We start from the raw sequence: 327 nt of genomic DNA on the forward strand, positions 1-327 counted from the left end.
GTGCCGCCGGTGATCAGCGTGAGCAAGAAGTTTGCCACGACCGCGCCAAGGATGCCGAGAACGATATTCATGATCAGCCCCATGTCTGATTTCATGATCTTCTCTGCGATCCAGCCGGCGATGCCGCCAACGATGATGGCTGCGAACCAACCCAAACCTGTCATGACAAATTCTCCCTTCGATATGTCGCACGGATAACCCGATGCGTTACCGAATGTTCCGCCATGCCACCGAAACGGTCAACAAATTTCCGCTTTGCGTCAATCGCGCAGCAATTCGTTGATCGAGGTCTTCGACCGCGTCCGTTCGTCCACCCGCTTCACGATG

1 protein-coding gene is annotated in these 327 nt (G+C 55.0%); it reads right to left on the bottom strand.

Annotated elements, in window-relative coordinates; genetic code table 11:
• Window positions 1-164, bottom strand: a 164-nt coding sequence (locus A3764_RS24420; RefSeq protein WP_150122018.1) for a GlsB/YeaQ/YmgE family stress response membrane protein, incomplete at its 3' end; no start/stop codon positions are given.
• Window positions 165-327 lie beyond the last annotated feature (163 nt).

Source organism: Sulfitobacter sp. HI0129, from assembly GCF_001635395.1.
In the GTDB taxonomy this organism is placed as follows: Bacteria; Pseudomonadota; Alphaproteobacteria; order Rhodobacterales; family Rhodobacteraceae; genus Sulfitobacter.